We start from the raw sequence: 20,697 nt of genomic DNA, 5'->3' as shown, positions 1-20,697 counted from the left end.
CGTCCTAGGCGCGGGTGACGCCGTCGATCTGGGCCTGGGCGGCGACCGCGGCGGTCACGGCCGGGGCCACCCGGGGGTCGAAGGGACTCGGGATGACGTAGTCGGCGCTCAGGTCCTCGCCGACCACGTCGGCCAGGGCGCGGGCGGCGGCCACCTTCATGTTCTCGGTGATCGTGCGGGCCCGCACGTCGAGCGCGCCGCGGAAGACGCCGGGGAAGGCCAGTACGTTGTTGATCTGGTTGGGGTAGTCGGAGCGGCCGGTGGCCACCACGCCGGCGTGCTTGCGGGCGACGGCCGGGTCGATCTCGGGAGTCGGGTTCGACAGCGCGAACACGATCGCGTCCTCGGCCATGGCGGCGATCGCCGCCTCCGCCACCGTGGAGCCCGACAGGCCGATGAAGACGTCGGCCCCTGCCAGCGCCTGCTCGGTCGAGCCGCTGTGGCCCGCCTTGTTGGTGTCGTGGGCCAGCGCGGCCTTGACCGGGTTGAGGTCGGTGCGGCCGGTGTGCAGCATGCCCTTGGAGTCGGCCACGGCGATGTCGCCGATGCCGGCCTCCAGCAGGATGCGGGTGACGGCGACGCCGGAGGCGCCCGCTCCGGCCACCACGGCGCGCAGGTCGCCGAGGGCGCGGCCGGTCAGCCGGGCGGCGTTCTCGAGCGCGGCCAGCACGACGATGGCGGTGCCGTGCTGGTCGTCGTGGAAGACCGGGATGTCGAGCAGGTCGCGCAGCCGGTCCTCCACCTCGAAGCAGCGCGGGGCGCTGATGTCCTCGAGGTTGATGCCGCCGAAGGAGGGCGCCAGCCGTACCACGGTCTCGACGAGCGCGTCGACGTCGGTGCAGTCGAGGCAGATCGGGACGGCGTCGACGTTGCCGAACTCCTTGAACAGCAGGGCCTTGCCCTCCATGACGGGCATGGCGGCGGCGGGGCCGATGTCGCCGAGCCCTAGCACGGCGGTGCCGTCGGAAACCACCGCGACCACATTTGAGACCCAGGTGTAATCGTTGACCAGAGCCGGGGTGTCGGCGATGGCGGAGCAGACGCGGGCCACACCGGGGGTGTAGGCGAGGGAGAGGTCGTCCTTGTCGCGGACGGGAACGGTCGAGCGAACCTCCAGCTTTCCGCCGCGGTGCAGGGCGAAAGCCGGGTCGAGGTCGAAGGAATCGAGGGAGGTAGAAGCGGGCGTGACAGCCACAGAGACCCCAGAGTTTCATCGGACGGCAGGACAGACGCCACGAGGAGTTCCAGGCTTCTGTAGTCGCCCGGATCCCCTCGTCGATCGGTCGTCTCGTGAGGGGCACGGGGGTCACCCGTTTCATGATTGTGCCACATGGTGAGATAGATCAGGTGTCGGAGCTGACGCCGTTCTGTTGACGCATCGTTAAATCTGACCGCTCAAACCGCTACTAACCGCATTTAAACTTCACAAAACCCAACTTTCGTGGCAAATCTCATGAGGAGGCCGTCCATGGCCCTCTGGTCCTCTCGTCGCCGCGGCTACGCCGTCGGCGCGGTCGCTATCACCGCCGCCCTGGCGTTGTCCGCCTGCGGCAGCCAGTCGCCGTCGGGCACGGACACCGCCAAGCCCTCCGGCAGCGCCGCGGCCGGCGGCGTCCAGCTGGTTCAGCCCGGGAAGTTGATCACCTGTACCAACCTGCCGTACCCGCCCTTCCAATCGAAGGACTCCAGCGGCAAGGTCGTCGGCTTCGACGTGGACATGATCGACTTGGTGGCCAAGAAACTCGGCGTCACCCAGGAGATCCTGGACATCGACTTCGACTCCATCAAGGGCGGCGCCGCCCTGAACGCCGGCAAGTGCGACGTCGCCGCCGCCGGCATGACCATCACCGACGAGCGGAAGAAGAACCTCGACTTCTCCGCCCCGTACTTCGACGAGGTCCTCGGCCTGGTCACGAAGAAGGGTTCCGGCGTCACCTCCCTGGACCAGGTGAAGGCCAAGGGCCTCTCGCTCGGCGTGCAGGCGGGCACCACCAGCCTCGAGATGGCCAAGGGCGCGGGCATCGAGGCCAAGGAGTTCAAGGACTCCGGCAAGCAGCTGCTCGCCCTGCAGTCGGGCCAGGTGGACGTCGTCCTGCAGGACCTGCCGGTCGTCGTCGAGTGGACGAAGAAGCCCGGCTTCAGCGACTCCTTCGAGCTCGTCGGCCAGGTCCCGACCAAGGCGCAGTACGGCTTCGCGGTCAAGAAGGGCAACACGGCGCTGCTCACGGCGGTCAACGACGCCCTGGGCACCGCCCTCAAGGACGGCGCCTGGACCAAGTCCTATGAGAAGTGGATGGGCGCCGCCCCCGTCAGCACTCCTTCTCCCACCTCCTGATCATGGCGAAGCCGACCACGGCTGAGCCCGCGCGCAGCGGGCTCAGCCCCAGGCAGCGGCGGCGAGTGAGCCTGGGCATCCAGTACGCCGTCTTCGTCGTCATCCTGGTGGCGATCGTTCTGCTGGCCGACTGGCCGCGCATCGCGCAGAACTTCCTCAACGGCGAGGTCGCCCGGGGCATGTTCCCCGAGCTGTTCACGATCGCGCTGAAGAACACCGTCATCTTCACGATCTCGGGTTACGTCCTCGGGTTCTTCCTCGGCCTCGTGCTGGCGCTCATGCGCCTGTCGTCGGTCGGGGTCTACCGGGCCGTGGCGCTGGTCTACATCGAGATCTTCCGCGGCCTGCCCGCGCTGATCATCTTCCTGCTCCTGGGCTTCGGCCTGCCGATCGCCTTCCCCGGCTTCAAGCTGCCGGGCGACATCTACGGCACCGTCGCCCTCGCGCTGGGCCTGGTCGCCGCCGCCTACATGGCGGAGTCGTTCCGGGCGGGCATCCAGGCGGTGCCCAAGGGACAGATGGAGGCCGCCAGGTCGCTGGGCATGCGGCCCGGGCGGGCCATGATCTCCATCATCCTGCCGCAGGCGATCAGGATCGTGATCCCGCCGCTGACCAACGAGCTGATCCTGCTGTTCAAGGACTCCTCGCTGGTCTTCACCCTGGGCGTCACGGCGGCGACCACCGAGCTGACCAAGTTCGGCTCCGACGCGACGATCGACAACGCGAACAGCACACCCCTGATCGTGGCGGGGGCGACCTACCTGCTGATCACGATCCCGCTCGGCATCGTCGTGCGCCGCCTCGAGGCACGGCAGGGGAGGAAACGGTGACCCACGCTGTAGAGGTCAGGGACCTGCACAAGAGCTTCGGCGACAACCACGTGCTCAAGGGCATCGACTTCACCATCGAGCCCGGTCAGGTCGTCTGCGTCATCGGCCCCTCGGGCTCCGGGAAGTCCACGCTGCTGCGCTGCGTGAACATGCTGGAGGCCCCGACCAGGGGGAAGGTCTTCGTCGACGGGACCGAGCTGACCCACCCCGACGCCGACATCGACCGCATCAGGCGCCACGTCGGCATGGTCTTCCAGCAGTTCAACCTCTTCCCGCACCTCACGGCGCTGCAGAACGTGATGATCTCCCAGCAGCGGGTGCTCAAGCGGAGCAAGAAGGAAGCCGAGATCATCGCCAGAGAGAACCTTGACAAAGTGGGCGTCGGCGCCAAGTGCCCCGCCTACCCCTCGGAGCTCTCCGGCGGCCAGCAGCAGCGCGTGGCCATCGCCAGGGCACTGGCGATGAACCCCGACCTGATGCTGTTCGACGAGCCCACCAGCGCCCTGGACCCCGAGCTGGTCGGCGACGTCCTCACGGTCATGCGCAAGCTGGCCGAGGAGGGCATGACGATGATGGTCGTCACCCACGAGATGGGCTTCGCCCGCGAGGTGGCCGACCGGGTCGTCTTCATGGACGGCGGCGTGATCGTCGAGGAGGGCACCCCCTCCCAGGTGATCGGCGCCCCGCAGCACGAGCGGACCAGGACGTTCCTCAGGCGCGTCCTGCACCCCGAGGGCTGATGGGCACGCCGAGCAAGCGGACACCTCGTGCGGGCTCCCCGGCCCGCGCGAGGTGCCGCGCGGCGGTCTCGGCCGGGCTCGCGCTGCTGGCGCTCGCCGCGTGCGGCACGGAGCGGGTACGGCCCGGCACCCCTCCCGGGACCCTCACCATGTGCACGAACGTCCCCTACGAGCCCTTCGAGTTCGAGCGGAACGGCACCATCGTCGGCTTCGACGTGGACCTGGTCGCGCTCGTGGCCGCGGAGCTGAAGCAGCAGCTCAAGGTGGTCAACGTGGAGTTCGACGCCATCCAGGACGGCGACGCGCTGACCGACGGCACCTGTGACCTGGCCGCCGCCGGCATCACGATCACCGACGAGCGCAGGAAGCGCCTCGACTTCTCCACGCCCTACTTCGAGGCATCCCAGGCCGTGCTGGTGCGCCGGGACAGCAGGCTCAAGAAGCTCAAGGACGCCAAGGGCAAGGTCGGCGTCCAACGGGGCACCACGGGCGCCGAGTACGCCAGGAAGCAGGGACTGGAGGCCGTGGAGTACGACGACTCGCTCCAGCAGCTCATCGGCCTGCAGGCGGGGCACGTGGAGGCGCTGATCCAGGACCGTCCCGTCATCGCCCTCTGGCTGACCAAGCTCAAGCTGGGCAAGGAGCTGAAGCTGCTGGAGAGCCTGGAGACCGGCGAGCAGTACGGCATCGCCGTACGCAAGGGGAACGGCGTGCTGCTCAAGACGGTTGACGCGGTCCTGGAACGTGCCAGGAAGGACGGGACCTACGAGCGGCTGCGCGACAGGTGGCTGGGCAACCTGAGCAGCGGCCAATAGCGCAGCATCACCCGGCCGACGATGTCGTGGACCGGGCCGAAGTCCCAGCTGTCACGGCGGCCCGAGGCGCGCTGGTTGTCGCTTTCCAGCCACCAGCCGTCCTCGCCGTGCCACTGGGCCCGTTTCACGATGAGCGTCGAAGGGTCACCGGGCAGGCGGGCGACGACCAGGTCGCCGGGGTGGACCGTGGCGCCCCGCCGTACCAGCAGCCAGTCGCCCGGACGCAGCGCGGGCCGCATGGAGTCGCCTTCGACACGCACTCTCATGGGCTGTGACCCCCTCATCCTCGGGCGTTCGGGAGCCGAGTAAGGTCGGTAATGGACCAAGCTGACTCAGCATCAAGGAAGGACTTTCTGATGCTCGCACGACTGCTACGACCTAAGCACGTCGCTTCCGCTCACTGTGACCTGCCCTGCGGCGTCTACGACCCCGCGCAGGCCCGGATCGAGGCGGAGTCGGTCAAGGCGATCATGGAGAAGTACGCGGGCAACGAGGACCCCGTCTTCCGCTCCCGCGCCCTCTCCATCAAGGAAGAGCGGGCCGAGCTCGTCAAGCACCACCTCTGGGTGCTGTGGACGGACTACTTCAAGCCTCCGCACCTGGAGCAGTACCCGCAGCTTCACCAGCTCTTCTGGGAGGCCACCAAGCTCGCCGGCGCAGCGGGCGGCAAGGGCACCGTGGACGTGGCGAAGGCGGACGAACTCCTCGGCAAGATCGACGACATCTCCAAGATCTTCTGGGAGACTAAGGCCGCATAAATCGGCACATAAGGCTCTGTGTGGTACCAGCCACACAGAGCCTTTTCGTTCGTTGGCGAGTCTGAATCCGCCAAGCACCTCTCCGGGGCGGTAAGTTGCAGTCAGCGTCGAAACCGTACGGGGTCGCAGACCCGAGGGAGGATCGTGACCGAGGAAACCGAGACGCGGGCGGAAGGCGTGGCAGGCATCCGCGACGTGGTGAGCATCAGGCTCCCCGCGGCGAGCGCCTACCTGTCCGTGCTTCGTACGGCAACCGCCGGGCTGGCCGCGCGGCTTGACTTCACGCTCGATGAGATCGAAGATCTGCGGATCGCCGTCGACGAAGCGTGCGCCATGCTGCTGAGCGAGGCGGTGCCGGGCACCGACCTGACGGCCGAGTTCGAGCTGACGGGACAGGTCATGCAGGTCAGCGTGGAGGTCGCGACCGTGGGCAGTTCCGCGCCCAAACGCGATGACTTCGCCTGGATGGTGCTGACCGCCCTGGCCGACGACGTCGACGCCGTGACCGACTCCCCCGACCGCATGGCGATCGTCTTGCGAAAGCGCCGAGGCGCGGCGAGGCCGGCGTGACGGAAAGGACTGGAGCCATGGCCACCAGCGAACACGCCGTCCCCGACAGGGTGCGCGCCCGCATGCTCTTCGCCGAACTGGCCGAGCTGGGACCCGAAGAGCCGCGCCGCCAGCGCATCCGGGACGAGCTGGTCGAGCTTCACCTTCCCCTGGTCGAATACCTCGCCCGCCGCTTCCGCAACCGCGGAGAGTGGCTCGACGACCTCACCCAGGTCGCCACCATCGGCCTGATCAAGTCCATCGACCGCTTCGATCTGGCCCGCGGGGTGGAGTTCTCCACCTACGCCACCCCGACGATCGTCGGGGAGATCAAGCGGCACTTCCGCGACAAGGGCTGGGCGGTCCGCGTGCCGCGCCGCCTGCAGGAGCTGAAGCTGTCGCTGACCAAGGCGATCAGCGAGCTGTCGCAGCGCGAGGGCCGCGCGCCCACGGTGGCCGAGCTGGCCGCCTACCTGAAGATGACCGAGGAAGAGGTCCTGGAGGGCCTGGAGTCGGCCAACGCCTACTCGACGGTCTCGCTCGACGCGCCCGACTCGGGCGACGACGACGCGCCGGCCGTCTCCGACTCGCTGGGCATCGTGGATGAGTCGCTGGAGGGCGTGGAGTACCGCGAGTCGCTCAAGCCGCTGCTCGAACGGCTCCCGCCCCGCGAGAAGCGCATCCTGCTGCTGCGCTTCTTCGGCAACATGACGCAGTCGCAGATCGCCACCGAACTCGGCATCTCGCAGATGCACGTCTCCCGGTTGCTGGCCCGCACGCTCGCTCAGCTGCGCGAGGGCCTGACCGCGGAAGACTAACGCTCTTCACCGTAGAGCGCCTTGGTGGTGGGAGGCGCCAGCAGCACGCCGAGGCCGGCCAGCGCGACCGCGAGCAGCGGAATCCCGAGGGCCGGCCGATCGGCGTTGATGAGGGTGATCGCGACCGGGATCACGAAGATCTGGGCCAGCACGCTCGGCGAGCGCCCCCAGCGCTCCAGCTTGAACAGCCCGCCCCAGGCGACCCAGAGCAGCCCCGCCCCGACGAGCAGCCCGAATCCGGCTTCGGCGACGGCGCTGGTCATCGACTCGGGCCTGCCCACCGCGGCCTCGACGCCGACGTAGATCCCGAGACCGAGCGCGATCAGCCCTTCCAGCGCGACGATCACCGCGGCCACCAGCAATGTCATGGGACGCTTCACGCGGCACACCCTACCGCCGCGACGCCCTGCCCCGGCGCGCAACCAACGCACCAAGTCGGACAAAGCGCTCAGCTATTACGCTGGCTGTATGCGCGCGATGTTGCTGGTCAACCCCAAGGCGACCACCACGAACCCACGGACCAGGGACGTCCTGATCCGTGCCCTGGGCGCCGCGATCGAGCTGACCGTCGAGGAGACCGGCTATCGCGGGCACGCGGCCGCGCTGGCGGCGAAGGCGTCGGCCGGCGGGTTCGACGCGGTCGCCGTGCTCGGCGGCGACGGCACGGTGAACGAGGCGGTCAACGGCCTGCTCAGCACGGGCGCCGCCACCGCCGAGGAGCGCCCGGCGCTCATCGTGATCCCCGGAGGCAGCGCGAACGTCTTCGCCCGGGCTCTCGGCCTGCCCAACGACCCGGTCGAGGCCACGGGCGCGGTGCTGGAGGCGCTGCGTGAGGGCCGCCGGCGGAGCGTGGGCCTGGGGCAGGCCCTCTGGGAGGACGAGAGCCGATATTTCACCTTCACCTCGGGCATGGGATACGACGCCGAGGTGATCAGGGCCGTCGAGGGCATGCGCGGCACCGGCAGGAAGGCCACTCCGGCCCGCTACGTGAACACCGCGCTGCGCCACTACATCGCCACGGACAAGCGCACCCCGGCGATCACGCTCAGCGGCCCCGGCCTGCCGACCACCGAGGGCATCTTCCTGGCGATCATCACCAACACCTCGCCCTGGACCTACATGGGCGCCCGCCCGATCATCCCGACCCCGTGGGCCAGCTTCGAGACCGGCCTGGACATGCTCGGCCTCCAGCGCCTCGGGCTGCCGACCCTGCTGCCGGTCATCCGACAGATCCTCACGGAGCGTGACACCCTTCCGACCGGCCGGCACCTGGTCCAGCTGCACGACGAGGCCGAGTTCACGCTGACGGCCGAGCGACCCGTGGCCTTTCAGCTCGACGGGGACTATCTGGGCGAGCGCGAATCCATCACATTCCGGGCTACACCGAACGCGTTACAAGTTCTGGTCTAGATGGTTACATTCGGTCATTGTGTGACGCATCCGACATCCATCTCCGCCAAAACTTCCCACCAACCCCCTTGCGTGTACTCTGCGTGGCTGAAAAGCTCATGAATGACGTCGGAACGTAGGACCTTTAACCAACCCCGTAGAGGTCCGCCGTCGTTCGTGCGGGCAAACCCCCGGGTCCACAGGATTCGGGTTATGTTCGCGCGAGTTAGTGAAACTCTTCACAAACGTAGTAGCCGCACGGAGTCAACCTACGGCTCCATCCACTAAGGAGTGACGCATGGACTGGCGCCACCGAGCTGCCTGCCGTGACGTGGACCCCGAGCTGTTCTTCCCGATCGGCAACACCGGCCCCGCTCTCATGCAGATCGAGGAGGCCAAGCAGGTCTGTCGTTCCTGCTCGGCCGTCGAGAGGTGCCTGCAGTGGGCGCTGGAATCCGGCCAGGACGCCGGCGTCTGGGGCGGACTCAGCGAAGACGAGCGCCGCGCCCTCAAGCGCCGCCGCGCCCGCGCCCGCGCAACTGCCTGACGTCTCCTGCATTACGGCGTAGCCGGCCTGACGCCACCCGCCGCCATGTGCGGGCGCCGATCGTGGGGATCGCTTCTCACGTCGGACGTGGTACTCGCCGTCACGGCGCATCCTTGGCCGCCCAAGTGGTCCGACCCCTTGGGCGGCCAAGAGCGCGCCGTGGCGGCAACCTTGTTTTCCGGGCCCTTCCCCTCCGCCGAGTTTTCCGGATCTTCCCCTCCACCACCGAGTTTTCCGGATCTTTCCCCTCCACCGAGTCTTCAGGGTCTTTCCCCGCCGGCCGGGAGCGGGATCGACAGCGACACCTCCGTGCCGCCGCCCTCGCGCGGGTCGATGGACAGTTTGCCCGACAGCTCCCCCACCACCAGCGTCCTGACGATCTGCAGCCCCAGGCTGGTGGTGTTCTCCACGTCGAAGTCCCCGGGCAGCCCGCGGCCGTCATCCCAGACCAGGACGTTCAGCCGGTCCTGCGCGGCCTCCACCACCACCTGCAGGCGCTTGGGACGGCCGTGTTGCAGGGCGTTCTGCAGGAGCTCGGTCAGCGCCATGGCCAGCGGCGTCGCGATCAGCGACGGCAGGACCCCGAACGCCCCCACGCGGCGCGGGGTGACCGCCGCCTCCGGCGCCGACACCTCACCCGCCATCGCGATCACCCGGTCGGCGATGTCGTCGAAGTCCACGAACTCCTCGGGCGCGTGCGAGAGCGTCTCGTGCACGATGGCGATCGAGCCCACGCGGCGCACCGCCTCCTCCAGCGCCTCACGGCCTTCGGGCACCCGCAGGCGCCGGGCCTGCAGGCGGAGGAGGGCGGCGACGGTCTGCAGGTTGTTCTTGACCCGGTGGTGGATCTCCCTGATCGTCGCGTCCTTGGTCATCAGCTCGCGCTCGCGGCGGCGCAGCTCGGTGACGTCGCGGATGAGGACCAGCGCGCCGATGCGGCCGCCGCCCACGATGAGCGGGATCGCCCGCAGTTGCACGATCGTGCCGCCCGACTCCACCTCGGTCTCCTTGGCCGCGCGCCCGCTGGCCACGATCATGAGGTCTTCGTTGATGGGCTCGTCGGAGTAGCACAGCTGCGCCGTCACCCGGCCCAGCTCGGCGCCCACGAGGTCGGCGTGCAGGCCGAGCCGGCGGTAGGCCGACAGCGCGTTCGGCGAGGCATAGGTGACGCGGCCGGCCCGGTCCAGGCGCAGCAGCCCGTCGCCCACGCGCGGCGAACGCACCAGGATCGGCTCCTCCCCCGAGAACGGAAAGCGCCCCTCCGCCACCATCTGCGCCAGGTCGGAGGCGCTCTGCAGGTAGGTGAGCTCCAGGCGCGACGGGGTGCGGGCCGACGACAGGTTCGTGGAACGCTGGATGACGCCGATGAACCGGCCCGTCCCGTCCGGCAGGGGCCTGCGCACGGGGATCGTCTCCTCGCGCACCGGGACGCCCGTGGACCAGTCCGGGTCCCCTTCCCGGCAGATGCGGCGCTCGTTCCAGGCGGTGTCGATCAGGTGGCGCTCGCCGCGGCCGACGACGGTGCCGACGATGTCGTCGTGGTAGACGGTGGGGCCGGTGGTGGGGCGCATCTGGGCGATCGCGATCCAGCCCCGCCCTTCCAGCAGGGGCGTCCACAGGATGAGATCGGCGAACGAGAGGTCGGCCAGCAGCTGCCAGTCGGAGACCAGCGAGTGCAGCCAGTCGAGATCTGCCTCGTCAAGGGCGGTATGGCGGACGACGAGGTCGCTGAGAGTCGGCACGAGTGCATCATGCGTGGTTTCCACCGCAACAACCAAACCGGCGCGTGGTTCCGCGGGCCGACCGGGCGCCGGCCCACGCCCTCAGGGTCAACCGGGTAGTTGTGTGGGGATCCAGTGCCTGGCTTTCCGGGGGGTGACTGGTTAAATGCGCACATGGATCCGCTGGCAGGACTGCGCAGGGCCGCCGGAGAACGTGCGGCCGCGGGGCTGAGGCGTACCTTGCGCCCCCGTACCCCCGACGACGACGGCCTGCTCGACCTGGCCTCCAACGACTATCTGGGCCTGGCCAGAGATCCCCGGCTGGTCGAGGCGGCCGTCGCGGCGGCCCGGGAGTGGGGGACGGGGTCCACCGGGTCGCGGCTGGTCACCGGGTCCACGCGGCTGCACGAGGCGCTGGAGAGCGCGCTGGCGGAGCTGTGCGGGGCCGAGGGGGCGCTGGTGTTCTCGTCCGGGTATCTGGCCAATCTGGGGGCGGTCGCGGCCCTGGGCAGGGGCGGGCTGGTGGTGTCCGACGCGGGCAACCACGCGTCCATCGTGGACGCCTGCAGGCTGGCACGGGGGCGGGTGGTGGTGGCGCCGCGCGGGGACCTGGAGGCGATGGAGAAGGCGTTGGCCGGCCGTACCGAGGAGCGGGCGCTGCTCGTCACCGACGCCGTCTTCTCCGTCGACGGGGATCTTGCCGACGTCGCGGCGCTGGCGGAGCTGGCCCGCAGGTACGAGGCGCTGCTGGTCGTCGATGAGGCCCATGCGCTGGGGGTCGTGGGCGAACATGGCCGCGGCGCGGTGCACTCAATCGGGCTTTTTCGGGAATCTCACATTGTGAGAACCGTCACATTGTCCAAATCACTCGGATCCCAAGGCGGAGCAGTGCTTGGAGCCCCGGAAGTGATCGAGACGCTGATCGACACGGGCCGGTCGTTCATCTTCGACACCGGCCTGGCTCCCGCCTGCGTGGGCGCGTCACTCGCCGCGGTGGATATCCTTCACAGTCAGCCTGAGCTGCCAGTACGCACGCGCGCCCGGGCGAGCGAACTGGCCGCCGTGGTCCGCGAGCTCGGCCTGGAAACCCGTGAGCCGGCGGGAGCGGTGGTGCCGGTCGTGCTCGGAGCTCCCGAGGTCGCGCTGGCGGCTGCCGCCACCTGTGCGGAGCACGGGGTTCGCGTCGGCTGCTTCCGTCCGCCGTCGGTCCCGGAAGGACGCTCTTGCCTGCGGTTGACCGCTCGGGCCAATCTGAGTTCCGATGATCTCGCGGTGATCAGACACGCCCTCACCGCCGTGGCAGAAGTGAAGGTGAGAGCGTGACTGAGGACTCCCCTCGCGTACCCAAGTACTACGACGTCAAACGGAGCCTGCTGGAGCTGACCAAGAGCCTGCCGGCGGGCCACGCGCTGCCGCCCGAGCGGACGCTGGCCGTACGCTTCGAGACCTCCCGCACGACGGTACGGCAGGCCCTCACCGAGCTGGTGGTGGAAGGCAGGCTGCTGCGCATCCAGGGCAAGGGCACGTTCGTGGCCCAGCCGAAGGTGGCGCAGGTGCTGCAGCTGACCTCCTACATCGGCGACCTGCGCACCGCCGGTCTCGAACCGGACACGAAGATCCTCGAGATCGGCTACATCACCGCCGACGAGCCCCTCGCCCGCCGCCTGGCCATCAACCCGGGCGGCCGGGTGCTGCGCATCCACCGCCTGCGCCTGGCCAACGGCGAGCCGGTCTCCATCGACACCACGCACCTGTCGGCCCGCCGCTTCCCCAGGCTGCGGCGTGAGCTGGAGGTGCACTCGTCGTTGTACGAGACCCTGCACAACGCCTACAACGTGCGCCTGACGGACGCCGAGGAGATCATCGAAACCGTTCTGGCCACGCCGTACGACGCGAAGGCCCTCGGGGTGGACGTCGGCCTGCCCATGCTGCTGCTCACCCGGCACGCCTTCGACGCCGACGGCAACCCGGTCGAGTGGGCGCAGTCGCTGTACCGGGGCGACAGGTACAAGTTCGTCACCAGGCTCCGCCGCCCATGAGCGTCGTGGTGGTGACCGGGACCGACACCGGAGTGGGCAAGACCGTCGTGACCGCGGCGGTCGCCGCCCTCGCCAGGCGGCGCGGGGCCGCCGTGGCCGTGGTGAAGCCCGCGCAGACCGGCGTACGGCCCGGCGAGGCCGGCGACCTGGACGAGGTCATCCGGCTGTCGGGGGTCACCAACACCTTCGAGTTCGCCCGCTACCCCGACCCGCTCTCGCCGGCCGCCGCCGCCCGCGCCTCGGGGCGGCCCCCGGTGTCGCTGGCCGAAGCCGCGGCCCGGATCGGCGAGCTGGCGGGCTCCCATCAGCTCGTGCTGGTCGAGGGCGCCGGCGGGCTGCTGGTGCGCTTCGACGAGGACGGCACGACGCTGGCCGACCTGGCCAGGCTGCTGACCGCGCAGGTGCTGGTGGTCGCCAGGGCCGGGCTCGGCACGCTCAACCACACCGCGCTGACGCTGGAGGCCCTCGCCCATCGCGGGCTGGACCTGGCCGGGCTGGTGATCGGGTCGTGGCCGGACGAGCCTGGGCAGGCAGAGCGCATGAACGTCGCCGACCTGGAGATGCTCGCCGCGCGCCCCCTGGCCGGAGTGCTGCCGGAGAACGCCGCCGCCCGCCCGGGCTTCGCCGATCTGGCGCACGCCGGGCTGGGTCCCACGCTGGGCGGCGGGTTCGACCCGGCGCGCTTCCGGGAGACGTTCGAACTGCGTGCCGGCTAGCAGCGGGCCTCGGGGAGCCGGCACACCTGGGCGGCCATCGTCCTGGCCCGCTCGACCAGCGGGCGGAAGTCCTTGACCGGCAGGCGGCGACCGGCGGCGCCGGTCTCCATGTAGATCATGACGGCCGCCCCCTTGCGCACGGCCACGAAGCGCACCGCGCTCTCGAAGCCGCCCTGGCCGGCCCTGATGCCCTCGTCGCCGACCTTGAGCGGACGGCTGGCGTAGGTCACCCGCGAGGGGCCCGTGCCCCGGTCGGCGCAGCGCCGGAGGTCGGCGCGGAAGCGCTTCATGACCGCCCGGGCGGCCTTTTCGTCCCGGTAGAGGGCGACCTGCTCGCCCTGCATCTCCACCTCGACGGTCTTGACGATGGTGCGCGCCGCGATCCGGCCCCGGTCGAGGGCCTTCCGGCCCGACCAGTACCGGTGCTCGCACGGGTCGAGCAGCAGGCCGGTGGTGCGCTTCTCGCTGATCGCCCACTGCTCGTAGCTCTTGTGCGGCCCCCTGGCCGCCTCCTCCATCTGCAGGAACCCCTCGGGCAGCACACTCGCCGCCAGGGCCGCCACAACCATCGCCGTCACGTTCATCCCGCATCGCCTCCCTCGCAAGATGAGATGCCGAGCCTGCCCAGGTTGTTCGCGGTGGCGGGGGTGGGGTTAACTCCACCCTGACTCCGCCCAGCAGGCCCCTGTCGAGCACCTGTGAGCAGTCCGTAGGTTTGAGGTCATGAAGGTCCCCCGCCCGTGGTCGGCCCGCACCTGGCTGGACACGGCGCATGTCGCCTCCGGCGTGCCGGTCGCCGCGGTCCTGGCGTGCCTGACGCTGGCCATGGCCGTGCTGCCGCCGCTGCTGCGCCGTAACGTGCGCCGGCTCACCGCGGTGCAGCGCTCGCGGCTGCGGGCCTTCGCGGGCTTCACGCTGCCTCCCGTGCCGCGCAGCGCCACCTGGCGCGACCATCGGTTGTGGCGGCAGATCGGCTTTCACCTTCTCGCGCCGGTGCTCAGCGCGTTCGCGGTGACGCTGGTCTTCGGGTTGTGGGGCGGCGGCGTGGTGGGACTGACCGCGTTCCTGCACCCGGTGCTGCAGCCGCCGCCCGGCGTGTTCCCCATCGACCTGCGCGAACCGCTCGTGTCGATGATCGTTACGCTGGCCGGGCTGGCGTTCTTCATGCTGGCGCCGTTCGCCGCCAGGGCCATGGCCGCGCTGGAGATCTCGATCGCGCGCGGACTGATCGGCCCCAGCCTCGCCGAGCTCGGCGAGCGCATCGAGACCCTCACGGAAAGCCGGGCCGGGGTGATCGACGCCGCCGACGCAGAACGCCGCCGGATCGAGCGCGACCTGCACGACGGGGCCCAGCAGCGGCTGGTCTCGCTCGCCATGAACCTCGGCCTGGCCCGCGCCACGCTCACCGACCTGCCGGAGCCGGCCAAGGAGGCGATCGCGCAGGCGCACGAGGAGGCCAAGCAGGCGCTGCGCGAGCTGCGCGACTTCGTGCGCGGCCTGCACCCCGCCGTCCTCAACGACCAGGGCCTGGACGCCGCGCTGTCCGGCGTGGCCGCCCGCTCGCCGGTCCCCGTCCGGCTCAAGGTGGACATCTCCCAGCGGGTCTCCCCCACGGTCGAGGCCGTCGCCTTCTTCGTGGTCTCGGAAGCGCTGACCAACATCGCCAAGCACGCCCACGCGCGCAGTGCTGAGATCAAGGTACGGCGGCGCGACGGCCGCCTGCTGCTCACCGTGGTGGACGACGGCAAGGGCGGCGCCAGCATGCAGGGCGGCACCGGGCTGCGCGGCCTGGCCCAGCGCGTCCGCTCCGTCGATGGGACGCTCAACCTTGAAAGTCCGCTCGGCGGGCCTACGATGATCGATGTGGAGCTACCGTGCGAGTAGTGCTGGCCGAGGACTCCGTCCTGCTGAGGGAGGGGCTCATCCGGCTGCTCGAAGCCTCCGGCATGCGGGTGGTCGCCACCGCCGGCGAGGCCGAGGGGCTGCTGAGGGCCGCCGAGGAACACCGCCCCGACCTCGTGGTGACCGACGTCCGGATGCCGCCCACGCACACCGACGAGGGCCTGCGGGCCGCGCTGGTGCTGCGCCGCCAGCAGCCGGAGCTGGCCGTGCTGGTGCTCTCGCAGTACGTCGAGGAACGCTACGCCGCCCAGCTCCTGTCCTCGGCCGCGGGCAGCGTCGGCTATCTGCTGAAGGACCGGATCGCGGACGTGACCGACTTCATCGACGCGCTGCGCCGGGTGGCGGCCGGTGGCACGGTCCTGGATCCCGAGGTCGTCTCCCAGCTCCTGCTGCGCGGCTACAACGATCCCCTGGAACGGTTGACCCCGCGCGAGCAGGAAGTGCTGAAGCTGATGGCGGAAGGCCGCTCCAACGCCGGCATCGGCCAGGAGCTGGTGCTCAGCGAGGGGGCCGTCGGCAAGCACATCGGCAACATCTTCACCAAGCTCGACCTGACCCCCGCCGAAGGCGACCACCGCCGGGTGCTGGCCGTCCTGCACTTCCTCAAGATCCGGAACCAGGCATGAGGTCGGTCTGGCTGGCCCTGGGCGCTCTCACCACGGTCATCGCCTTGATGGCAGGCTCCACCGTGGTCTGGGAGATCTTCGCCCACGCCCGCCCGCCCACGGTCCAGACCAACCGGACCATCCCGTTCAACGGCAAGCAGCTCACGGTCGAGGCCCGTGACAACGTGGGCGTCTCGATCGTCCCGGGCAACGCCGGCGAGGTGCAGCTCAACCTCCGCATGCGCTGGTCGCGGACGCGGCCCAAGGTCTCCGAGGACTGGACCGGCGGCAAGCTGACGCTGTCGGCCACGTGCCCGGGCGCCGAACCGGCCGACCACGAGACGATCTGCGAGGCCGACTACACCGTCTTCGTTCCCACCGAGACCACGCTCGACGTCGCCGTCGCCTCCGGTGAGCTGCGCGTCGGCGACCTGTACGGTGACCTCGCGATCTCCTCGGTCTCCGGCAACGTCGTGGTCACTCAGACCGTCGGCAAGCTGCATGTCAGGAGCGGATCGGGCGACATCACGGCCAACGCCCTGCGCGGGGAGTTCACCGACGTGGAGACCGGTGAGGGCGCCATCGAGCTCAGCTACCAGCGCCGGCCCATGAACGTGACGGCGGTCGTCCGTACTCACGGCAACATCCGCGTCTACGTGGAGAACGGCGCCTACGACGTCACCGTCCAAAGCGATAAAACGGACGTTGACGTGGTTCACGACCCTTCTTCCCCCCGCAAGATCACCACCCGCACGCAGGATGGTCAGGTGGACATCTGCTGCGGTTAAGCAGAGTCTGTTTACCGGGTAACCGATTAGGTAGGTTCCCGGCATGGAGTCTGTGAAGCATGCAGGTGACGCGGCCGTCGCCGTATCGAAGGCGTATGGCATCGAGACCATGTTCACCCTGTCCGGAGGTCACGTCTTCCCCCTGTACGACGGCGCCGTGCACGAGGGCATGCGGATCCTCGACGTCCGCCACGAGCAGAGCGCCGTGTTCGCCGCCGAGGCGACGGCGCGGCTGACCCGCCGGCCCGGGCTGGCGGTGCTGACGGCGGGCCCCGGCATCACCAACGGCGTCAGCGGCGTGGCCACCGCGCACTTCAACGGCTCGCCGCTGGTGGTCATGGGCGGCCGGGCGCCGCAGTCGCGCTGGGGCAGCGGCGCCCTGCAAGAACTGGACCATCCGCCCTTGCTGGCCCCGATCACCAAGCTGGCCTTCACGGCGACCGGGCCCGAGTCCATCGGCCAGGACGTCGAGCTGGCCTTCCGCACGGCGATCGCGCCGCACCGCGGGCCGGTGTTCATCGACTTCGCCATGGACCACCTGTTCGCGCCCTCGCCCGAGCATCCGGCCGACACCCAGACGCCCTCGCCGCTGGAGCCGGACCCCGACGGCGTGGCCACCATCGCCCGGCTGATCGGCGAGGCGGAGCGGCCGGTGCTGGTGCTGGGCTCCGACGTGTGGATGGACCGGGCGGAGGAGGCGGCCCGCGACTTCGCCGAGGCGTGGAAGCTGCCGGTGATCCTCAACGGCCAGGGGCGCGGCATCCTGCCCGCCGGTCACGAGCTGCTGGTGACGCGGGCGCGCGGGCAGGCGTTCGGCGAGGCGGACCTGGTCGTCGTGGTCGGCACGCCGCTGGACTTCCGCCTCGGCTACGGCTGGTTCGGCGGCAAGAACGACAAACCGCTGGCCCGCGTGGTGCACATCGCCGACGCGCCCTCGCAGCTGGCCACGCACATGCAGCCGGCCGCGTCCGCCGCGGGCGACCTGTCGGTGGTCTTCTGGAGCCTGAACACGGCCTGCGGCGAGGCGAACGTGAAGCCCGGCCGGTACGCCCCCTGGACCGCCCGCCTGGCCGAGGCGTCCCGGGCGGCCATCGCCGCCGACGCCGAGCTGCTGTCCGCCGACACCGACCCGATCCACCCGATGCGCATCTACGGCGAACTGGGCAAGGTCCTGGCCGACGACGCGGTGGTGATCGGCGACGGCGGCGACTTCGTCTCCTACGCCGGCAAGTACGTCGAGCCGAAGCAGCCCGGCAACTGGCTCGACCCCGGCCCGTACGGCTGCCTGGGCACCGGCCTCGGCTACGCGATCGCCGCCCGCCTGGCCCGCCCCTCCTCCCAGGTGGTGCTGCTCCTGGGCGACGGCGCCGCGGGCTTCTCGCTCATGGACGTCGACTCCCTGGTACGGCACGGCCTGCCCGTGGTCATGGTCTGCGGCAACAACGGCATCTGGGGCCTGGAGAAGCACCCCATGCAGATGCTCTACGGCTACGACGTGGCCGCCGACCTGCAGCCGCAGACCCGCTACGACCAGGTCGTGACGGCGCTGGGCGGCGGCGGCGAGCTGGTGACCCGGCCGTCGGAGATCGGTCCGGCGCTGCGCAGGGCCTTCGCCGCGGGCGTGCCGTACATGGTGAACATCGCGACGGACCCGCAGATCGCCTACCCGCGCAACACGACGGGAGTGTGAGCGCTACTGCTTGGGCGTCGCCGACGGCGTGAGCGCCGGCGGCGACGTCGGGCACAACTCGGTGTTGACCAGCGTGAGCAGGACCGGCTTCTTGAGCTCCAGCTTGGTGCCCGACCCCGGGTTCTGCTCGACCACCGTCAGGCAGCGCTCGGGGAAGGCGCCGCGCTCCTGGTCGTCCACGCGTACGCCGAAGCCCGCCTCCAGGATGATCCTGCGCGCCTCCGGGTACTTCATGTTGACCACGGCCGGGACCACCCTCTTCTCCACCGTGGGTGTGGGGGTGGGCGACGGCGACTTGGTGGGCTTAGGCGTGGGCGAGGGGGACTTGCTGGGCTTCGCCGGCTCCTCGGTGGGCTCGTCCGTCGGCTCCTGTGTCGGGAGGTCCCGGGTCGGCGTGGGGGTGTACGTGGGCGTGGGCCGCGGCCGGGCGGTCTTGGGCGGCTTGGTCGTGGGCGGCTTGGAGGTGACGTCGTCCTCGATGCCCGCGGGCTTCCCGGTCACCTCCGGCTCGCCGCCCGTGGTCATGCCGGTGATCGCGACCGCGCCCGCCCCCGCGCCGAGCACCAGGGCGATGGCGATGGCCGCGACCAGCCCGCCGCGGCGGGGCGCCTTGGCGGCACGGCGACCGCCACGCGGGGCGGGCACCGTCTGGTTGTCGTCGCCGGGCGGGCTCGGCATCGCACCGGTCGGGTACGGCACCTGCCCCGTGCCGGTCTGGTGCGGGCCCTGCCCCGTCTGCTGCGGCGCCTGTCCGCTCTGGTAGGCCCCGGGAACGACTCCGGTCTGGTACGGCTCAGCGGGCGGCTGCGCCGGAGCGGCGGCCACTTCGTCGGGCAGCTGACCGGCGGCGGCCTGGCGGGCGGCGCGGCTCATGTCGGCCGCGCTGGCGAAGCGCCGGGCCGGGTCCTTGGACAGCGCCGTCTCCACCAGCGCGCGCACGGGCGCCGGGATCTCGGCGGGCAGCGGCGGCGGCGCTTCCCTGATGTGCTTGAGCGCGATCGTGACAGCGCTGTCGCCGTCGAAGGGGCGCTGGCCGACCAGGCATTCGTAGGCGACCACGCCGAGCGCGTAGATGTCCACGGCCGGGGTCACGGGCGCGCCCTCGGCCTGCTCGGGCGCGCAGTAGGCGGCGGTGCCGAGCACCATGCCGGCGTCGGTGAGCCGGTTGGCCAGGTCGGAGCGGGCGATGCCGAAGTCGGTGAGCACGAGTGTGCCGTCACGCTGGACGAGCAGGTTGCCCGGCTTCACGTCGCGGTGCACGATGCCCTGGTCGTGGACGGCCTGCAGGGCGGAGGCGGCCTGCGCGATGAGCTCCATCGCCGGCTCGGGGGCGATGCGGCCGAGGCGGCCAAGCAGTTTGTCGAGCGATTCGCCGTCGACGAACTTCATCACCAGGTAGACGGTGTCGCCACTGACTCCGTAGTCGTAGACGTCGACGACGCCCGCGTGGTTGATCGTGGCCATCGCCCGGGCCTCGCCCTGGAATCGGGCGAGAAAGCCGGAGTCGTCCATCCGTCCGGGGAGCAGCACTTTGACGGCGACGGTCCGCGCGAGGACGATGTCCTCTCCGCGCCAGACCTCGCCCATGCCACCGGCGCCGATGCGGGTGTCGAGGCGATACCTCCCCGCCAGCGTCGTCCCTTGCGCGACCATGTCTCCCCCGGTACCCCCTGACTCTCCAACCCCGGTTTTACCAAAGCGGATCAGTGTCGCAGTGGGGTAACGCAGAGGTCACGGAACTTCGAGAGTGTATGACCCGGGCGCCCCATACGCCACTCATATGCCACCAAGCCGTATAAACCCTATCCTGCGGCCTTGCAGTGGACCTTGTCCGCGTTTCCCGAAGATCAGCCCCCAGTAGGGTGAAAGCCATGACGCTCACTCCCGGCCTCAGGGCACAGGTGCTGATCATGGTCGAGCGGGAGGACACCGCCGCCGAGGTCGGCAGCGGCGACGTCCCGGTGCTGGCCACGCCGCGGCTGCTCGCGCTGGCCGAGGCGGCCACGGTGGAGGCCGTGCGCCCGCACCTGGCCGACAGTGAGACCTCCGTCGGCACCCGCGTCCAGCTCGAACACCTCGCCGCCAGCCCCGTGGGCGCGCACGTCGAGGTCAGCGTGGAACTGATCGAGGTCGACGGGCGGCGGCTGGTCTTCAGCTTCACCGCCCGCGACCGGGCCAAGACCGTCGGGCAGGGAACCGTGGAGCGGGTCGTGCTCGACCGCGCGAAGTTCCTGGAGCGCGCTACTCGATGACGGCGAGCAGATCGCCTTCCTGGACGACGTCCCCCTCGGCGACCTTCACCGTCACGACCCCGGCGTCTTCGCTGAGGACGGGGATCTCCATCTTCATCGACTCGAGAATGACGAGCGTGTCACCGTCGTCGACGGTGTCGCCGCTGGCGACGACCACCTTCCAGACGTTCGCCACCATCTCCGCGCGTACTTCAGCCACGGTT

General features: G+C 70.1%; 24 protein-coding genes. 17 read left to right on the top strand and 7 right to left on the bottom strand.

What is annotated here, in order from left to right:
• Positions 1 to 4 precede the first annotated feature (4 nt).
• Positions 5 to 1,195 carry an NAD(P)-dependent malic enzyme gene (locus FVE25_RS31050; protein ID WP_157250672.1) on the bottom strand — a complete coding sequence of 397 codons (1,191 nt, stop codon included), beginning with the start codon at positions 1,193 to 1,195 and terminating at the stop codon, positions 5 to 7.
• A gap of 273 nt (positions 1,196 to 1,468) precedes the next feature.
• Here FVE25_RS31050 and FVE25_RS31045 point away from each other — a divergent pair, with 273 nt between their 5' ends.
• The 4 genes from FVE25_RS31045 to FVE25_RS31030 are packed head-to-tail and all read left to right on the top strand — an operon-like array spanning position 1,469 to position 4,720.
• Positions 1,469 to 2,335: an ABC transporter substrate-binding protein gene (locus tag FVE25_RS31045; protein WP_157250671.1), complete on the top strand. Its 867-nt coding sequence runs from the start codon at positions 1,469 to 1,471 to the stop codon at positions 2,333 to 2,335.
• A gap of 2 nt (positions 2,336 to 2,337) precedes the next feature.
• Positions 2,338 to 3,165: an amino acid ABC transporter permease gene (locus FVE25_RS31040; RefSeq protein WP_157250670.1), complete on the top strand. Its 828-nt coding sequence runs from the start codon at positions 2,338 to 2,340 to the stop codon at positions 3,163 to 3,165.
• Positions 3,162 to 3,905, top strand: a complete 744-nt coding sequence (locus tag FVE25_RS31035; protein WP_157250669.1) for an amino acid ABC transporter ATP-binding protein — start codon at positions 3,162 to 3,164, stop codon at positions 3,903 to 3,905. Before FVE25_RS31040 ends, FVE25_RS31035 begins: the two co-directional genes overlap by 4 nt.
• Positions 3,905 to 4,720: an ABC transporter substrate-binding protein gene (locus FVE25_RS31030; RefSeq protein ID WP_157250668.1), complete on the top strand. Its 816-nt coding sequence runs from the start codon at positions 3,905 to 3,907 to the stop codon at positions 4,718 to 4,720. Before FVE25_RS31035 ends, FVE25_RS31030 begins: the two co-directional genes overlap by 1 nt.
• Here the strand turns inward: FVE25_RS31030 and FVE25_RS31025 are convergent.
• The gene (locus tag FVE25_RS31025) at positions 4,669 to 4,986 is read right to left on the bottom strand and encodes a S24 family peptidase (protein WP_157250667.1); all 318 of its coding nucleotides are present in this window, start codon (positions 4,984 to 4,986) and stop codon (positions 4,669 to 4,671) included. The two genes, FVE25_RS31030 and FVE25_RS31025, sit on opposite strands and share 52 nt — an antisense overlap.
• 90 nt (positions 4,987 to 5,076) lie before the next feature.
• Here FVE25_RS31025 and sodN point away from each other — a divergent pair, with 90 nt between their 5' ends.
• The 3 genes from sodN to FVE25_RS31010 all read left to right on the top strand — a co-directional run bounded on the left by sodN (position 5,077) and on the right by FVE25_RS31010 (position 6,845).
• Positions 5,077 to 5,478 (top strand): superoxide dismutase, Ni, encoded by a 402-nt coding sequence (sodN, locus tag FVE25_RS31020; protein WP_157250666.1) that lies wholly within the window; start codon positions 5,077 to 5,079, stop codon positions 5,476 to 5,478.
• A 144-nt stretch (positions 5,479 to 5,622) separates the two neighbouring features.
• Positions 5,623 to 6,048, top strand: a complete 426-nt coding sequence (locus FVE25_RS31015) for an ATP-binding protein (protein ID WP_157250665.1) — start codon at positions 5,623 to 5,625, stop codon at positions 6,046 to 6,048.
• Positions 6,049 to 6,065: 17 nt separating this feature from the next.
• Positions 6,066 to 6,845 (top strand): RNA polymerase sigma factor SigF, encoded by a 780-nt coding sequence (locus FVE25_RS31010; RefSeq protein ID WP_181019767.1) that lies wholly within the window; start codon positions 6,066 to 6,068, stop codon positions 6,843 to 6,845.
• Here FVE25_RS31010 and FVE25_RS31005 read toward each other — a convergent pair.
• Positions 6,842 to 7,213: a hypothetical protein gene (locus FVE25_RS31005; RefSeq protein WP_157250663.1), complete on the bottom strand. Its 372-nt coding sequence runs from the start codon at positions 7,211 to 7,213 to the stop codon at positions 6,842 to 6,844. The two genes, FVE25_RS31010 and FVE25_RS31005, sit on opposite strands and share 4 nt — an antisense overlap.
• Positions 7,214 to 7,313: 100 nt before the next feature.
• Between FVE25_RS31005 and FVE25_RS31000 the strand changes: the two genes are divergently transcribed.
• Positions 7,314 to 8,255: a diacylglycerol/lipid kinase family protein gene (locus FVE25_RS31000; protein WP_157250662.1), complete on the top strand. Its 942-nt coding sequence runs from the start codon at positions 7,314 to 7,316 to the stop codon at positions 8,253 to 8,255.
• A gap of 277 nt (positions 8,256 to 8,532) precedes the next feature.
• Complete coding sequence (locus FVE25_RS30995) at positions 8,533 to 8,781, top strand: WhiB family transcriptional regulator (RefSeq protein ID WP_157250661.1); 249 nt, start codon at positions 8,533 to 8,535, stop codon at positions 8,779 to 8,781.
• A gap of 260 nt (positions 8,782 to 9,041) precedes the next feature.
• Here the strand turns inward: FVE25_RS30995 and FVE25_RS30990 are convergent, their stop codons facing one another.
• Complete coding sequence (locus tag FVE25_RS30990) at positions 9,042 to 10,523, bottom strand: PAS domain-containing sensor histidine kinase (protein WP_157250660.1); 1,482 nt, start codon at positions 10,521 to 10,523, stop codon at positions 9,042 to 9,044.
• 153 nt (positions 10,524 to 10,676) lie between these two features.
• Between FVE25_RS30990 and FVE25_RS30985 the strand changes: the two genes are divergently transcribed.
• Genes FVE25_RS30985 through bioD form a run of 3 tightly spaced genes read left to right on the top strand, consistent with a single transcriptional unit; the run spans position 10,677 to position 13,257 of the window.
• Positions 10,677 to 11,825 carry an 8-amino-7-oxononanoate synthase gene (locus FVE25_RS30985; RefSeq protein WP_157250659.1) on the top strand — a complete coding sequence of 383 codons (1,149 nt, stop codon included), beginning with the start codon at positions 10,677 to 10,679 and terminating at the stop codon, positions 11,823 to 11,825.
• Entirely contained in the window at positions 11,822 to 12,541 is a 720-nt protein-coding gene (locus FVE25_RS30980) for a GntR family transcriptional regulator (protein WP_157250658.1), read from the top strand. Before FVE25_RS30985 ends, FVE25_RS30980 begins: the two co-directional genes overlap by 4 nt.
• Complete coding sequence (bioD, locus tag FVE25_RS30975) at positions 12,538 to 13,257, top strand: dethiobiotin synthase (protein ID WP_157250657.1); 720 nt, start codon at positions 12,538 to 12,540, stop codon at positions 13,255 to 13,257. The genes FVE25_RS30980 and bioD overlap by 4 nt, the downstream gene beginning before the upstream one ends.
• Here the strand turns inward: bioD and FVE25_RS30970 are convergent.
• Positions 13,254 to 13,841: a hypothetical protein gene (locus tag FVE25_RS30970; RefSeq protein WP_157250656.1), complete on the bottom strand. Its 588-nt coding sequence runs from the start codon at positions 13,839 to 13,841 to the stop codon at positions 13,254 to 13,256. The genes bioD and FVE25_RS30970 overlap by 4 nt on opposite strands.
• Positions 13,842 to 13,980: 139 nt before the next feature.
• Here FVE25_RS30970 and FVE25_RS30965 point away from each other — a divergent pair, with 139 nt between their 5' ends.
• Genes FVE25_RS30965 through FVE25_RS30950 form a run of 4 tightly spaced genes read left to right on the top strand, consistent with a single transcriptional unit; the run spans position 13,981 to position 18,242 of the window.
• The gene (locus FVE25_RS30965) at positions 13,981 to 15,141 is read left to right on the top strand and encodes a sensor histidine kinase (RefSeq protein WP_157250655.1); all 1,161 of its coding nucleotides are present in this window, start codon (positions 13,981 to 13,983) and stop codon (positions 15,139 to 15,141) included.
• Positions 15,132 to 15,785: a response regulator transcription factor gene (locus FVE25_RS30960; RefSeq protein WP_157250654.1), complete on the top strand. Its 654-nt coding sequence runs from the start codon at positions 15,132 to 15,134 to the stop codon at positions 15,783 to 15,785. The genes FVE25_RS30965 and FVE25_RS30960 overlap by 10 nt, the downstream gene beginning before the upstream one ends.
• Positions 15,782 to 16,552: a DUF4097 family beta strand repeat-containing protein gene (locus FVE25_RS30955; protein ID WP_157250653.1), complete on the top strand. Its 771-nt coding sequence runs from the start codon at positions 15,782 to 15,784 to the stop codon at positions 16,550 to 16,552. Before FVE25_RS30960 ends, FVE25_RS30955 begins: the two co-directional genes overlap by 4 nt.
• A 43-nt stretch (positions 16,553 to 16,595) precedes the next feature.
• Positions 16,596 to 18,242, top strand: a complete 1,647-nt coding sequence (locus tag FVE25_RS30950; protein WP_157250652.1) for an acetolactate synthase — start codon at positions 16,596 to 16,598, stop codon at positions 18,240 to 18,242.
• A gap of 3 nt (positions 18,243 to 18,245) precedes the next feature.
• On the opposite strand, the gene FVE25_RS30945 is transcribed toward FVE25_RS30950, so the two are convergent.
• Entirely contained in the window at positions 18,246 to 19,895 is a 1,650-nt protein-coding gene (locus tag FVE25_RS30945) for a serine/threonine-protein kinase (RefSeq protein WP_157250651.1), read from the bottom strand.
• A gap of 218 nt (positions 19,896 to 20,113) precedes the next feature.
• Here FVE25_RS30945 and FVE25_RS30940 point away from each other — a divergent pair, with 218 nt between their 5' ends.
• Positions 20,114 to 20,494 carry a thioesterase family protein gene (locus tag FVE25_RS30940; RefSeq protein WP_157250650.1) on the top strand — a complete coding sequence of 127 codons (381 nt, stop codon included), beginning with the start codon at positions 20,114 to 20,116 and terminating at the stop codon, positions 20,492 to 20,494.
• On the opposite strand, the gene FVE25_RS30935 is transcribed toward FVE25_RS30940, so the two are convergent.
• Complete coding sequence (locus tag FVE25_RS30935) at positions 20,484 to 20,693, bottom strand: biotin/lipoyl-binding carrier protein (RefSeq protein ID WP_157250649.1); 210 nt, start codon at positions 20,691 to 20,693, stop codon at positions 20,484 to 20,486. The two genes, FVE25_RS30940 and FVE25_RS30935, sit on opposite strands and share 11 nt — an antisense overlap.
• Positions 20,694 to 20,697 lie beyond the last annotated feature (4 nt).

The sequence above is a fragment of the Nonomuraea typhae genome, assembly GCF_009760925.1.
Taxonomy (GTDB): domain Bacteria; phylum Actinomycetota; class Actinomycetes; order Streptosporangiales; family Streptosporangiaceae; genus Nonomuraea; species Nonomuraea typhae.
Note: the sequence above shows the minus strand (reverse complement) of the source record. Positions and strands in the feature narration are given on the sequence as shown.

Coding starts and splice junctions, on each gene's coding strand:
- FVE25_RS31000 (WP_157250662.1), top strand. CDS start 7,314: ATGCGCGCGATGTTGCTGGTCAACCCCAAGGCGACCACCACGAACCCA.
- FVE25_RS30995 (WP_157250661.1), top strand. CDS start 8,533: ATGGACTGGCGCCACCGAGCTGCCTGCCGTGACGTGGACCCCGAGCTG.
- sodN (WP_157250666.1), top strand. CDS start 5,077: ATGCTCGCACGACTGCTACGACCTAAGCACGTCGCTTCCGCTCACTGT.
- FVE25_RS31045 (WP_157250671.1), top strand. CDS start 1,469: ATGGCCCTCTGGTCCTCTCGTCGCCGCGGCTACGCCGTCGGCGCGGTC.
- FVE25_RS30955 (WP_157250653.1), top strand. CDS start 15,782: ATGAGGTCGGTCTGGCTGGCCCTGGGCGCTCTCACCACGGTCATCGCC.
- FVE25_RS31025 (WP_157250667.1), bottom strand. CDS start 4,986: ATGAGAGTGCGTGTCGAAGGCGACTCCATGCGGCCCGCGCTGCGTCCG.
- FVE25_RS31010 (WP_181019767.1), top strand. CDS start 6,066: ATGGCCACCAGCGAACACGCCGTCCCCGACAGGGTGCGCGCCCGCATG.
- FVE25_RS30940 (WP_157250650.1), top strand. CDS start 20,114: ATGACGCTCACTCCCGGCCTCAGGGCACAGGTGCTGATCATGGTCGAG.
- FVE25_RS30965 (WP_157250655.1), top strand. CDS start 13,981: ATGAAGGTCCCCCGCCCGTGGTCGGCCCGCACCTGGCTGGACACGGCG.
- FVE25_RS31030 (WP_157250668.1), top strand. CDS start 3,905: ATGGGCACGCCGAGCAAGCGGACACCTCGTGCGGGCTCCCCGGCCCGC.
- FVE25_RS30945 (WP_157250651.1), bottom strand. CDS start 19,895: ATGGTCGCGCAAGGGACGACGCTGGCGGGGAGGTATCGCCTCGACACC.
- bioD (WP_157250657.1), top strand. CDS start 12,538: ATGAGCGTCGTGGTGGTGACCGGGACCGACACCGGAGTGGGCAAGACC.
- FVE25_RS31040 (WP_157250670.1), top strand. CDS start 2,338: ATGGCGAAGCCGACCACGGCTGAGCCCGCGCGCAGCGGGCTCAGCCCC.
- FVE25_RS30970 (WP_157250656.1), bottom strand. CDS start 13,841: ATGAACGTGACGGCGATGGTTGTGGCGGCCCTGGCGGCGAGTGTGCTG.
- FVE25_RS30985 (WP_157250659.1), top strand. CDS start 10,677: ATGGATCCGCTGGCAGGACTGCGCAGGGCCGCCGGAGAACGTGCGGCC.
- FVE25_RS31005 (WP_157250663.1), bottom strand. CDS start 7,213: ATGACATTGCTGGTGGCCGCGGTGATCGTCGCGCTGGAAGGGCTGATC.
- FVE25_RS30950 (WP_157250652.1), top strand. CDS start 16,596: ATGGAGTCTGTGAAGCATGCAGGTGACGCGGCCGTCGCCGTATCGAAG.